Raw genomic sequence first — 12,016 nt, forward strand, 5'->3', positions numbered from 1 at the left:
CCAGTCAATTTCATCTCAATCAAGCGTGAATGATATATTTTTTTCGTAGTCTGATCGCCACGACTTCTAAAATCGCAACTACTGCTAAAATCATATACACTAATACGCCGATCTCATGAAAATCAAAATAAAAACTACTTGTCATCGCAAGTTGGAACCCTAAACCACCCGCTCCTGCGGCGGCACCTACGGCAATCGCATTGGTAAAGTTGATCTCAAAACGGATGAACAACCAAGAAAGCAAAGAGGTCATACAAGAAGGTAAAATTGCTTGGAACACCACCTGCCACCAACTTGCCCCACACGCACGCAATGCTTCGATCACACCAGAATCGATTTCTTCAATACTCTCAGAAAAGACCTTTGTGAGGTAAGCAATCGTGTGAAAAGACATGCCAATGATTGCCGCATTCGCACCCAATCCAATCAAGATCGAGAAAATCATGACCCACAAGATCGTTGGCACCGCACGGATGAATGACATTACTGTTCGAATCGCATTTGATATGCCCGGCTGGCTGATATTCCTTGCTGTAAACAATGCCATCAGGAAAGCTGTCACTCCACCAAGCAATGTGGTGATCACTGCTAAACCTATAGTCATACCTAATGCTTGAAGCAATGCTTCAAAGGGAAAACGTCCTGAGAGTCTTGGCTGGAGAAAAATCCGTTGCAAGTCTGTAAAAAATTGTCGCGTCGCATCCAGCAAGACGACCTCGCCATAATTCATCGTGAATAAGGTGTAGATCGATATACTAGTCAGTAGCGTAAACAAGACCCAAGGGACGATCCGATAGGTTTTCCACACGCGAATCCGGATTTTCTTTTTAGCATTTCGTCTGATTTTTGTCGGTTGGGCTAAGACGGTTTCTGTCACCGCTAATTCAAGTTCACTTTGTCGTTGGGCCATATCAATGAATCATCCTCCTAATTTTATTGGACGAAAGTTCCAGTGCGATCACGATGATGACGATCATCAAGATGACCATTCCTGCCATATCGTAGCGAAATTTCTTATAATAGAGGTCAAACAGAAAACCGATCCCCGTTCCGGTCAATATGCCGACTAATGTTGCATCACGGATGTTGTTTTCGATCATGAACAATATCCAACTGATCAGCTGACCAAAGACCATCGGTAAGACGCCTTGAAAAATGATCGCAAAGTAAGAAGCACCAGTCGCCGTCATCGCTTCTGTGATACTTCCTGCCACTTCATCGATCGTTTCCATAAACGAGCGCGTCAAGTAACCGTACGTTGTAAAGGTGATGGCTAAATAACCAGTAAATTCATTTTGTTTGAAACTCAACAGTAGGACCATTGCCCAAACCACAATCGGGATATTTCTAAAAAAACTAGCAAAGACCCGCACCACTGTTTTTGTTCCCTTATTCAGGCCAGTTGTCTCTGAACCAATGATTGCCGTAATCAATGAAAATACTGTGGCAGTCATCGTTGCTGTGATCGACAACAAAACCGTCTCAAGTAATTTAGATAAGATCAATGGCAAAGATTGGATCGAATTTTCCGTTGGGATAAAATTGGTGAACAACCAGAAAAAACTTTGGGGAATCGCCGCAATAGCTGCACCAAATTGAAAGCCAACAAATTGTGAAAAGGCAATGTACACGACAACAAAGCTAAAGAGTGTCACAAATAAAAACTGCTTCTTTTTACGAAAGAGATCTTGATTCAGTGTTTTATCCATCCAAGCCCTCCCTATACTAACAATTCATCAGACTGATAAATCTGATTGATTTGATTTGTTGTCAGTTCATCTGGGTTTCCAGAGAACACGACATTGCCACTATTCACGCCAATGATCCGATCGGAATAATCGATCGCAACTTCTACTTGGTGAAGATTCACTAGACAAGCAATATCTAATTCTTTCGTCACTTGCCGTAAATAATCCATAACGACTTTTGAAGATTTGGGGTCTAAGGAGGCGATCGGCTCATCACATAAGATCAACGCAGGACGTTGCATCAATGCTCGGGCAATCCCAACACGTTGCTTTTGTCCACCACTCAATTCATCACAACGTGTGTAAGCAAACTCTGATAATCCGACTTTTTCTAGCAAATCGAAGGCTTCCTGTTTTTCCTCTTCATTGTAGACACCAATCGAGCCTTTCACAGCAGACTTGTATCCAAGTCTACCGTGAAGGACATTTTCAACAGCTGTGAGGCGACTGACTAGATTATAATGCTGGAAAATCATACCGATTCTTCTTCTTTTTAAGCGTAAAGGCTTCTTCTTTAGACGTTGCATGTCCTCATCTTCAAAGAGAACAACCCCTTCATTCGCAGAAATCAACTGATTGATACAACGCAAAATCGTGGATTTTCCTGCACCTGATGGTCCGATGATCGAAACAAATTCTCCTTTTTCTAGTTGAAAGGAAATGTCCTTTAACGCTTGTTTCCCGTTACTATAGGTTTTTGAAATCGAGTCTACTTGTAATAGCATGGCTCGTCCTTTCTACTTCTTAGCGAAGTGGGTCATAGAAACTATCAGTGACTTCAACGAATTGTTCATCCGCTTCTTTCTGATATAGACCCACAGATTCTGAGTCTTTTGGTGAAAAGATCGCTTCATTATTCGTCACTTCTTCACTCATCATGGCTTGAGTGATTTTATCGACTGTTTCTTCATCCAGATTATCTCTGTTGACAACAAATGGTCCATTTAACACTGGGATCGAATGGATCACACGTACTTTTTCGCCTCTTACTGTATCAAATGGTGCCTCTGCATCTGCTTTTACTTGGTAAACGACACCCGCTTTATTTTCTTCACCTTCCACGACATCAAAATATTGAGCCATGTTCATAAATGCCGCTACGTCTGCATCGCCTTTAAGTAAGTTCACCGCAGAACCTTGGTGAGAACCTCCGAAAAGTACTTTATTGAAGAAGTCACCATCAATGATCAATTCATCCGAACTACCAAGTCCAAATTGGTCAACGATTGCTTGACTCGGTACTCTAAACCCAGAAGTGGAAGAATTAGAGACAAAGGAAAACGTTTTGCCTTCAATCGGTTCCAACGTATAGCCATCACCCTCTTGATACTCCGCTGTATCTTCTTCATTGACGACAATAAAACTGTAATAAACAGCATCTTCCAGAGTGCCACTTGCACCCGAATTTGTTAAAATCGCTTGAACATTTTCATTTTTGCGATTGGCTTCAATATAGCCATCTGGTCCCATATACGCTAAATCTACTTGTCCGTTCGCAATCGATTCGATCACGATATTATAATCTGTACTAATGACGATCTCGACATCTCTACCTGTTGCTTCCGATACGATCGTTTGGATCTCATTTCTTGATTGTTCAAATTCACTTGCTGATTCATTGGGATAAAAAGCAATCTTGATTGGTTCGGCAGAATTCTGGCTTTCGCCATCTGCTTGAGCATTGGAATTACACCCAGCTAATAAAAATAAACCGGTCATGAAAAACATCGCACTAATAACTTTCAATCGTCTTTTATTCCAAAACATGTGTGGTAAACTCCCTTGTTTTTTATTTGGTACATCTTTCATTTTATGGACTCAATGTAAATTTCTAATGGACTTCACGATAGGAGTAGATGAAGATTGTAAATCATTTGTAAAACAAGATCTCTTTTCTTTGATCATCCGACACCTTGGTATACCTGCGTTTTTTTTTGAAATAAATAAAACCTTCAAGAAATCCTCTTAACAAATTCATCCAATATTTACAAAAAAACGCAAAAAATAAAGGATGACTCGGTTGATTTGTTTCATCACCGAGTCGCCCTTTTCTATCTTTTATCTTTCATATTCATGGTTTTAGGTAGTTGGTCTAGTTGATTTTGCTTAATTTGATTCTAACAATAAACGGATAAATGTGATGGTAATACTTGGATCGTTACTGGAAGTTTTGTCCCTTCATCCCCATCGATATTTGTTGCTAGTTCTTCTTCGTCTACTAAAGAAATCACTAACTTCTCTGCTGTCTGATACGCAAGATTCTCCGTCGTCGCATCGACTCCTTTGATCAAATCAGGTACTGCTTTTAAGGTATCAAAAAATGAGCGGTCTTTTAAATATACAAAATGAAGCTTGCCATCATTGATTTCTGCTTCTGGCAAGAGTGTTTCAAAACCACCGACCGAGTTCGTCAAACCGATTAACAGTGTACTACTTTCGATTTCTTCCTCTACGCCATCAGCTTCCACATGGAACGTATAGGATTGGGTATTCGTCAGTTGTTTGAAGCCAGAAATAAAATAAGCCATCTTTCCTAGTTTGGTTTTCTTTTCAGGATCAACGTCATTGATTGCTTCTGGAATCGTTCCAATGGCAACGACGTTCATAAAGTATTGATCATTGATTTTCCCGATATCTAACGGTTTCGTGTGTTCGATCGAGAATTGTTGGATGGCTTCCTCTGGATCAATCGGCATATTCAATGCTCGTGCTAGATCATTCACCGTTCCTAAAGGGAAGAAGCCAAAATTTGGACGATGCGCTTGTTCTGCCAAGCCGCTGATAGCTTCATTCACCGTACCATCACCGCCCATCGCAAAGACACTATCGATTTTTTCCAGCGCCCCTTCACGAGCAAAATTCGTCGCATCGCCACTTTTTTCAGTGTGCAAAACTTGGACTTCATCAAAAAGGGGACGCAATTTATTTTCTGCCATTTCTTCATATTCTTTTGCTTTTTCTCCTCCAGAACTAGGGTTAACGATCAACAACGCTTTTTTCATCCGATTTCTTCCTTTCTAGTTTGTTCTTTCTCTTACAATAACATAAAACAAGAAAATTCTAAGGAATGATGCTATGGGGAAAAGCAACAAAAAAGCGATAAACTCTGAATCAACAGAATTTACCACTTCACTTTTCAGATCATTCATTCGAAAAAAATACTGCCACTTCAAACGTGCCACTTGACTCATTAAACCAAAACCATTCAGAAGCACCGGTTATTCGGCTTTAGTACATTCTTGACCTTCTTCCGCACTCTCATGTAACGATATTTGAAATAAAAAATAAACACTCACTTAGATTGATTATCACACATATCTTTTTTTGCTACTTGAGCGCATGAAATTTGATCATCCTTAAAACCAAATAACCGGTACTTCCGAAATACTTTGTTTATTGCGATTGCCAATCTGCTGGATAAGTGACATAGATGAAGCGTGCTTCCCCAGTTACTGAGAACTGGATACTCGTACTTTTCGGAATCAAAATCACCTCGCCAGCTTTTGCAGAGACTTTACGTCCATCGATCAGTATATCTAGCTGACCAGAAATCACATAATAGATTTCATCATATTCTAACGTCCAATCGAAAGTCGTATCCGTCATCTCCATGATGCCGCAACCAAGACGTGGGCTTTCTTGTAATGAAAAGAGATCCTTCGTGTATACTCGATCCGCAGGGTTTCCTGTATCAAGGCGATCTTCTTCAGACACTGTCATTTCTGCTAGTCTAATGGAAGCAACACCACTAGGATCGACCTGTTTTGCCGGCATCAATTTTTCCATCACTAATTGTCGTACTAAGTTTTCGATCATTTGACGATCTAATTCTGCCATTTTCGCCACGCTCCTATTCTACGATCGTTTGCTCTTGTTTCGTTGTTGTTTGCTCACTTACGATTACTTCTTTTTCTTTTCCTAATAAACGATTCGCCATGAATACTGCAACAAAGATCGCAGTGATCCCACCAACGATCTTTCCAACCATCATCGGGAAAATCATTTCTTTCGCCACGCCCGCAGTAAAGCCTAAATGATCACCTAAAATAAATGAAGCCGAGACTGCAAATGCCACATTGATGATTTTTCCACGACGGTCCATGTCTTTTAACATTTGGAACATCGGGATATTGTTTGCTAATGTAGCCACCATGCCGGCAGCTGCAATTTCATTCATACCTAAAACTTTTCCTAATTTCATCAAAGGTTTGTTAAACACTCGTGTGATGACTGCCACTAAACAGAATGCACCAGCCAATGTCAACGCAATATCACCCACTACTTCGATACCTTCTGTCACCGGAGCAATTCCTGGAATCAATGTGATGTCAACTAATTGTTGGATCGCACCAATGACCAAGCCAGCAATTGCAACGATCACTACACCTTTACCAAAGACATTGAATCCTTTGATCATTCCTTGTGGCGCTAACCATAGACCTACAATGATCAAAGCGGCAACGATCACGATCGGCAATAAGTTTGGTAAAATCATACTCATTGGCATGCCAGCAACTAAGCCACCTGCTAACAAACCTAATGGAATCGTAATGATTCCGCTCAGCACACCTGTTGCTAAGTATTGTTGATCTTCTTTTTCAATGATTCCTAAAGCAACAGGGATCGTGAACACTAAAGTTGGTCCCATCATTGCGCCTAAGATCGCACCGGCAAACAAGCCAGCTTGTGGGTCATGCGCCATTTGTTGTGCTAAGGCGAAGCCACCCATATCGTTGGCTAACAAAGTCGTCGCAAACATCGAAGGATCTGCTCCTAAGAATTCATATACAGGTACAACGATTGGGCTAAGAACTGTTGCAAGAACAGGTGCTAATGTGATGATCCCGACCATTGATAAGGCTAATGAACCCATCGCCATCAAACCTTCTTCAAATTGTTCCCCTAATCCTAATTTATTCCCGATACATTTATCGATCCCGCCGATAACCATAAAAAGAACCATGATATACATAATGATTTCATTGATACTCATCGTAAAACTCCTTTATTCTTCAATTGAATCAATCACACCGACAATCATTGCATCAATAGGTGTATCTGGATCACCAGCTGAAATTCTGGCTGCTTGTCCTTTGCTGATCAATACCTTGTCACCGACACCGGCACCGGCATTGTCTGCTGCGACAATAAACCCGATTTTCGTTTCTTTCTCATCTAATACATCGACCATCAGTAATTTCCAACCATTTAGTTTTTCATCTTTTCTGGTCGACCATAGACTTCCAGTCACTTTCCCTAATAACATCTGTGATCCCTCCTCATTTGAATAAACGATTTCTTAGCGCATATTCCTCAGCTAAAGGTGTCAACCGTTCCTGATCCATTAAATCTATTCCATTCGTTTGTTGTAGTCGCTGGATCAATTGCTTCTCTGTGACATACTTTCGTTTTGGCAACTCTTTTGCTAACACCTTTTTTCGGCAAGCCGTTAAAAATGAGTCATAGCTTGCATTTTCTTCCTCGAAAAAATACATCCCATAACGTTGACATTGCTCGGATAGCTCACTGACCTTCTTTTTGAGGTGATATTTCATTTGGCTCGAATGGTTCGCTGTCTCTGTTTGCAGAACCAAGACAGGCTTTCCTGCGAACAAAAAAGAAAGGATACTCGCCGTTTTTTGATCAGTCGTTAGCAACTGAGCAATCGCGGCCAATTGAGGAAAACTGACATGTTGGACGACTAAGCCATCGCTTTTCGTTGGATCTTGCGTTTCTATCCAATCGACCATCGATCGTTCAGCAAATAACGTTTTAGGATAACTTGCTTTTTCGTCCATCCATGCTAACTGATAGTCAGCTGTGGGCAATCGGTTCATCAGCATTTCTGTGACTTGCTGAATGACTTTTTCGATCTCCTTTACCTTCACGAAATCCCCTCCCTATTTACAAATGTAACCACGATCTCCTTTGTTCAAGCCGCAAGCATTTGCTTCATCGTAATCAATGTGCATATACGTCGCAAAATCTGGACTGACACGGACAACCACATCATCAAAGATCAGCGGACGACTTGCTTCCACACGTACTTTTACCGTTTGGCCATTCACTACTTGGTTTTTGTTTGCATCTTCTGGTGTCATATGGATATGGCGCTTTGCCACGATCAAGCCTTTATCTAATTGAACAGCTGACTCACCGTTCATTAAGATAACGCCTGGTGTTCCTTCGGTTTTGCCACTTTCTCTGACAGGCACGCGACTGCCTAAAATACGTGTATCCGTCATGGATACTTCAACTTGTGACTCCGCTCGTTCTGGGCCTAAAATGACCACATTTTGGAATAAGCCTTTGGGACCTGCGACAGTGATCCGCTCTTTACAGACATACTGACCGGGTTGAGACAATTCTTTGACTTTGGTCAATTGGTATCCTGGACCAAATAATGCGTCGATATCTTTGCGACTCAAATGCACGTGTCTTCCTGAAGCTTCTACTTCGAAAGAATGTTGTTGTGACTGGATACGTTGTACCACTTCATTGATAATTTCATTTAAATGATCCAATCGGTTCATCTCCTACTCATTTTTCGGCAGTTGAATCATACGTTGCAATTCTTCTGCCCATAACATAAAAATAGCTAAATCTGTCGGAAGTTCTTCTTCTAACAATTGACTGATTTTCTCTATTTGATACTCGATCTCATTGATTGAATAGTGTAAGGTTCTTTTTTGCAAGGAGGAACGATACATCATTCCTGAAAGTCGTTTTGGATGAGTTGAGCGCTTTTTCCCATCCAATCGACTAAAGCTTGCTAACCACTTTTGCTGATATTCTAAATACAACCAACCTTCGGCATAAATATCGTTTTCTTCCAATAAATGAAAGAAGAGTAGATTTTTCAGTTTTTTTATTTCTAAGCCAATTTTTCGTCGCACACTAGGCATCAACGATTCTTGTTCAAACATCGGTTGCTTAGGTTTCTCCATTGGAGAAGAAACGAGTTTTTCTCGCATAAGCGGAATATGATGCTCACGTAAATAGCTGGAGGCTGCGGGAGTCAAAAGACAATCCTTTGGCACAATGAAAGTGATTCCTGTTTGTATTTCTTTCTTCCGAAACATGTGCCGTAACTGGTCTTCTGTAATCACACCCATTTAACGCTCTCCTTTCTCCAATGGATTATTTCCAAGCATTGATCTCGTCTTGGAAACAAGCCAAATGAGCCAAAAATATAAGGAGTATTTTCGGTTCATTTGGCTCTTGTTTCATTTTAGACGTCTCTTACGATGATTATTCAGCAACTTTTGGTAAAATCGCATCTACTTCAGTGTGAGGACGTGGGATCACGTGTACAGATAATAATTCGCCAACACGTTCAGCTGCTGCTGCACCTGCATCTGTCGCTGCTTTTACAGCGCCAACATCACCACGAACCATGATTGTTACTAAGCCGCCACCTACTTGTTCTTTGCCGATCAATGTTACGTTTGCTGCTTTCACCATTGCATCTGCTGCTTCAACAGCACCTACTAATCCACGAGTTTCGATCATTCCTAAAGCGTTTGTACTTGACATTATAATTTCCTCCTATTGTGTGTGTTTTCAATTAATATATATTACATATTATTGTAATCGAGCTAATACTTGGGCAACGAGTGTATCGATCAACTCATCTTTATTGCCCTCTTGGTTGTTTGTTTCTTGGACTGGCATTTGAGCGCCAGCGCCAAATTCTTGACGGATGTCCGCTAGATCAGTGATACCGTAAGCGACACGACGAACATTGAATAGGTTTTCTACTCCGATATTGTCAGATGTCGAACTTCCACCAACGGCGCCACAGCCTAGTGTCAAAGCTGGTACTAAGCCAGTTGAAGCGCCGATTCCTCCTAATGAACCTGCGGTGTTGATCAACAGACGAGAAACTGGTTTTCTTAAGCCAAATTCACGGACGACTTCTTTGTTTTCAGTATGGATACACATCGTGTGTCCTGCACCTTCACCTTTTAAGATCTCAACAGATAGATCACAAGCTTCTTGCCAGTTTTCTACCGTGTAAAAAGCAATGATCGGTGCTAATTTTTCTCTTGAGAATGGATACTTGATCCCAACGTTGCTTTCTTCTGCCACGATCAGACGACGATCAAATGGAATATTCAAGCCAACTAATGAAGCGATATGACGAACCGAACGTCCCACGATTTGTGGGTTCATCGTGCCGTTAGGTCGTAAGATAAAGCGAGATAATTTATCTGCTTCGTCTGGACTCAAGAAGTAAGCACCTTGTTTGATCAATTCAGCTTTGACTGCTTCACGATTGACTTTTTCTACGATGATGGACTGTTCAGATGCACAGATCGTTCCGTTATCAAATGTTTTAGAATCCATGATCCGTTTCACCGCCATTGGGATCAATGCGCTACGTTCAATATATGCTGGACCATTTCCTGGACCTACGCCGATCGCCGGTGTTCCTGAAGAATACGCCGCTTTGACCATCGCATTGCCACCAGTGGCTAAGATCAAGTTCGTATCTTTGTGGGTCATCAATTCTTTTGTTGCTTGCATTGTTGGTGTCGTGATCACTGACACACTCTCTTTTGGTCCCCCCGCAGATTCAATCGCTGAACGAATGATCTCCACGGTCGCTTGGATCGATTGTAAGGCGTTTGGATGTGGGGAGAAGACGATACTATTCGCAGCTTTCAATGCGATCAAGGCTTTGTAGATCACTGTTGAAGTTGGGTTTGTCGATGGGATCAACCCAGCAACTACCCCAACAGGTACGGCAATCTCCGTTACCTTTTTCTGTGGGTCTTCATTGATGACGCCCACTGTTTTCGTATGTTTGAATTCTTCATAAACGATTTTTGAAGCAAAAGCATTTTTGATGATTTTGTCTTCATAGATACCGAAGCCAGTTTCTTCATTCGCCATTTTTGCTAGACGTTCACGTTGTGAAAATGTAGCGTCTGAAACGGCTTTGACGATTTGATCAATCTGCGTTTGCGAAAATGTTTCTAACACTTGTTGTGCCTTCTTTGCAGCTGCGATCAAATCTCGGGTTTCTTGAATCGAGCGTAAATCTTTATCCACGATGGGTCACTCCTTTAATTTCTGCCATGATCGCCTCTACTAATGCTTGTTTGCTTGCAGATTTGATTTCTGATGGTTTTAATTGTTTCACATTCAATTTGTAAGCTTCTTTTCGTAACTCAGCCACACGTTTTGCTTGTAGCTCTGCCCGACGATCGTTTGTTTCACTGATCTGCGTGGCTTCAACCTTCGTTTCGACTTTTGTCGGCTCGGCTGGTTCTTCTAAACGATCAGGTGTTACTTCAGTGACACGTTCTTCTGTTTTCGGTTGTTGAAAAAGGATGTGCGTCTGTTCATCCACCCGTGAAATCACATGATGTGAAATCAGACAGTTCAATGCCTTCGCTACGACTACCCCTGCATCGACTGCTGCATTGACAGCAGCAACATCACCACTTAGTTGGACAGTGGTTAGTCCACCTTTGATGATCTCCGCATTCAACAAGGTCACATCTGCGGATTTTAACGCAGCATCGCTGACACTGACAGCGCCTAAAAATCCGCGAACTTCGATCATACCAATCGCATTCATTCGTGACACTCCCTTAGTAACTTAACGGATTTTCTGCGATCCGTTGAACGACTTGTTCAAAAGCTGTACAAGCTGCTTTACATGCTGATTGACTACCCGTTAAAAGCGCCCCACCAAAGTTTGTTTCAGATGGTGGTCCAAAGAAACTGCAGATTTCAACATCCGCCGCTTTCAATGCTGCATCTAGTGCAACCATCGCTTCTAAAGGTGGCGCGATCAAGTAAGCAATTGCTTCGCCTTCACGAATGTTCGCTTCTTTTGATAAGTATCTTCCAGAACGAGAAACCACATGGGCAAAGTACACGATGCTGTCATCGTCATTTGCACTGATAAAGCTTGCTTCTTGTTCAATGACTTGTGTCACGACAGATAGTCCACTGGTGATCTCAGCCGGACTAGGTCCAGCAATGATCCCGATCACTTCACCCGCAAGTTTTGTAGAAGCATTCGCTGCTCCTGCGTACATACTTTTCGCATAAACAACTTCTACTTCCGCCGCCTTTGTTGCTTCATCTAAAGCCACATAAGTCACATCATCACAATCTGATGTCACGATACCTAATGAGCGCATCCCTGGTGTCAAACCCAATTGCTCTGCTAACGCAGCATCTACATTAGGAATGACTTGAACACTCAAGACGTTTGCGCCTAAACGGTCATTTTTCATTGATGATTCTCC

15 protein-coding genes are annotated in these 12,016 nt (G+C 41.7%); all 15 read right to left on the reverse strand.

The annotated features are described in order from the left end of the window. Positions 1-19: 19 nt before the first annotated feature. The gene (locus I2F89_RS09280; RefSeq protein WP_195514242.1) at positions 20-910 is read right to left on the reverse strand and encodes a PhnE/PtxC family ABC transporter permease; all 891 of its coding nucleotides are present in this window, start codon (positions 908-910) and stop codon (positions 20-22) included. A gap of 1 nt (position 911) precedes the next feature. Then, on the reverse strand, positions 912-1,709 hold the full coding sequence (locus tag I2F89_RS09285) for an ABC transporter permease subunit (RefSeq protein ID WP_195514243.1): 798 nt from the start codon (positions 1,707-1,709) through the stop codon (positions 912-914). Between the two features lie 11 nt (positions 1,710-1,720). Then, positions 1,721-2,473, reverse strand: a complete 753-nt coding sequence (gene phnC / locus I2F89_RS09290; RefSeq protein ID WP_071867204.1) for a phosphonate ABC transporter ATP-binding protein — start codon at positions 2,471-2,473, stop codon at positions 1,721-1,723. A 19-nt stretch (positions 2,474-2,492) separates the two neighbouring features. Further along, the gene (locus I2F89_RS09295) at positions 2,493-3,515 is read right to left on the reverse strand and encodes a phosphate/phosphite/phosphonate ABC transporter substrate-binding protein (RefSeq protein ID WP_071867229.1); all 1,023 of its coding nucleotides are present in this window, start codon (positions 3,513-3,515) and stop codon (positions 2,493-2,495) included. A 350-nt stretch (positions 3,516-3,865) separates the two neighbouring features. Continuing rightward, positions 3,866-4,750, reverse strand: a complete 885-nt coding sequence (locus I2F89_RS09300) for a diacylglycerol/lipid kinase family protein (protein WP_086335045.1) — start codon at positions 4,748-4,750, stop codon at positions 3,866-3,868. A gap of 391 nt (positions 4,751-5,141) precedes the next feature. Next, on the reverse strand, positions 5,142-5,585 hold the full coding sequence (locus I2F89_RS09305) for a cupin domain-containing protein (protein WP_195514244.1): 444 nt from the start codon (positions 5,583-5,585) through the stop codon (positions 5,142-5,144). Between the two features lie 13 nt (positions 5,586-5,598). Then, a complete protein-coding gene (gene eutH, locus I2F89_RS09310; RefSeq protein ID WP_142433112.1) occupies positions 5,599-6,741 on the reverse strand; it encodes an ethanolamine utilization protein EutH in 1,143 nt (380 codons plus the stop codon). A gap of 12 nt (positions 6,742-6,753) precedes the next feature. After that, positions 6,754-7,014 (reverse strand): EutN/CcmL family microcompartment protein, encoded by a 261-nt coding sequence (locus I2F89_RS09315; RefSeq protein WP_071867208.1) that lies wholly within the window; start codon positions 7,012-7,014, stop codon positions 6,754-6,756. Positions 7,015-7,027: 13 nt separating this feature from the next. Further along, a complete protein-coding gene (locus I2F89_RS09320; RefSeq protein ID WP_195514245.1) occupies positions 7,028-7,636 on the reverse strand; it encodes a hypothetical protein in 609 nt (202 codons plus the stop codon). Positions 7,637-7,648: 12 nt separating this feature from the next. Next, the gene (gene eutD / locus I2F89_RS09325; RefSeq protein ID WP_071867210.1) at positions 7,649-8,281 is read right to left on the reverse strand and encodes an ethanolamine utilization phosphate acetyltransferase EutD; all 633 of its coding nucleotides are present in this window, start codon (positions 8,279-8,281) and stop codon (positions 7,649-7,651) included. A gap of 3 nt (positions 8,282-8,284) precedes the next feature. Beyond that, positions 8,285-8,863, reverse strand: coding sequence for a hypothetical protein (locus I2F89_RS09330; protein WP_074799833.1), 579 nt, complete (start codon positions 8,861-8,863; stop codon positions 8,285-8,287). Between the two features lie 136 nt (positions 8,864-8,999). Then, positions 9,000-9,284, reverse strand: a complete 285-nt coding sequence (locus I2F89_RS09335) for a BMC domain-containing protein (protein ID WP_010734677.1) — start codon at positions 9,282-9,284, stop codon at positions 9,000-9,002. 48 nt (positions 9,285-9,332) lie between these two features. After that, on the reverse strand, positions 9,333-10,808 hold the full coding sequence (locus tag I2F89_RS09340; RefSeq protein ID WP_086335049.1) for an acetaldehyde dehydrogenase (acetylating): 1,476 nt from the start codon (positions 10,806-10,808) through the stop codon (positions 9,333-9,335). Next, positions 10,798-11,337, reverse strand: a complete 540-nt coding sequence (locus I2F89_RS09345; RefSeq protein ID WP_074799828.1) for a BMC domain-containing protein — start codon at positions 11,335-11,337, stop codon at positions 10,798-10,800. Before I2F89_RS09345 ends, I2F89_RS09340 begins: the two co-directional genes overlap by 11 nt. A 13-nt stretch (positions 11,338-11,350) precedes the next feature. Then, entirely contained in the window at positions 11,351-12,004 is a 654-nt protein-coding gene (eutL, locus tag I2F89_RS09350; protein ID WP_071867214.1) for an ethanolamine utilization microcompartment protein EutL, read from the reverse strand. Positions 12,005-12,016 lie beyond the last annotated feature (12 nt).

Origin of the sequence: Enterococcus sp. 1001283B150225_161107_E12 (assembly GCF_015556925.1) — a bacterium.
Classification (GTDB): Bacteria; Bacillota; Bacilli; order Lactobacillales; family Enterococcaceae; genus Enterococcus_B; species Enterococcus_B mundtii.

What these genes read in the sequence shown, in the direction of transcription:
- I2F89_RS09280 (WP_195514242.1), bottom strand. Translation starts at nt 910, where the DNA reads ATGGCCCAACGACAAAGTGAACTTGAATTAGCGGTGACAGAAACCGTC.
- I2F89_RS09285 (WP_195514243.1), bottom strand. Translation starts at nt 1,709, where the DNA reads ATGGATAAAACACTGAATCAAGATCTCTTTCGTAAAAAGAAGCAGTTT.
- phnC (WP_071867204.1), bottom strand. Translation starts at nt 2,473, where the DNA reads ATGCTATTACAAGTAGACTCGATTTCAAAAACCTATAGTAACGGGAAA.
- I2F89_RS09295 (WP_071867229.1), bottom strand. Translation starts at nt 3,515, where the DNA reads ATGTTTTGGAATAAAAGACGATTGAAAGTTATTAGTGCGATGTTTTTC.
- I2F89_RS09300 (WP_086335045.1), bottom strand. Translation starts at nt 4,750, where the DNA reads ATGAAAAAAGCGTTGTTGATCGTTAACCCTAGTTCTGGAGGAGAAAAA.
- I2F89_RS09305 (WP_195514244.1), bottom strand. Translation starts at nt 5,585, where the DNA reads ATGGCAGAATTAGATCGTCAAATGATCGAAAACTTAGTACGACAATTA.
- eutH (WP_142433112.1), bottom strand. Translation starts at nt 6,741, where the DNA reads ATGAGTATCAATGAAATCATTATGTATATCATGGTTCTTTTTATGGTT.
- I2F89_RS09315 (WP_071867208.1), bottom strand. Translation starts at nt 7,014, where the DNA reads ATGTTATTAGGGAAAGTGACTGGAAGTCTATGGTCGACCAGAAAAGAT.
- eutD (WP_071867210.1), bottom strand. Translation starts at nt 8,281, where the DNA reads ATGAACCGATTGGATCATTTAAATGAAATTATCAATGAAGTGGTACAA.
- I2F89_RS09330 (WP_074799833.1), bottom strand. Translation starts at nt 8,863, where the DNA reads ATGGGTGTGATTACAGAAGACCAGTTACGGCACATGTTTCGGAAGAAA.
- I2F89_RS09335 (WP_010734677.1), bottom strand. Translation starts at nt 9,284, where the DNA reads ATGTCAAGTACAAACGCTTTAGGAATGATCGAAACTCGTGGATTAGTA.
- I2F89_RS09345 (WP_074799828.1), bottom strand. Translation starts at nt 11,337, where the DNA reads ATGAATGCGATTGGTATGATCGAAGTTCGCGGATTTTTAGGCGCTGTC.
- eutL (WP_071867214.1), bottom strand. Translation starts at nt 12,004, where the DNA reads ATGAAAAATGACCGTTTAGGCGCAAACGTCTTGAGTGTTCAAGTCATT.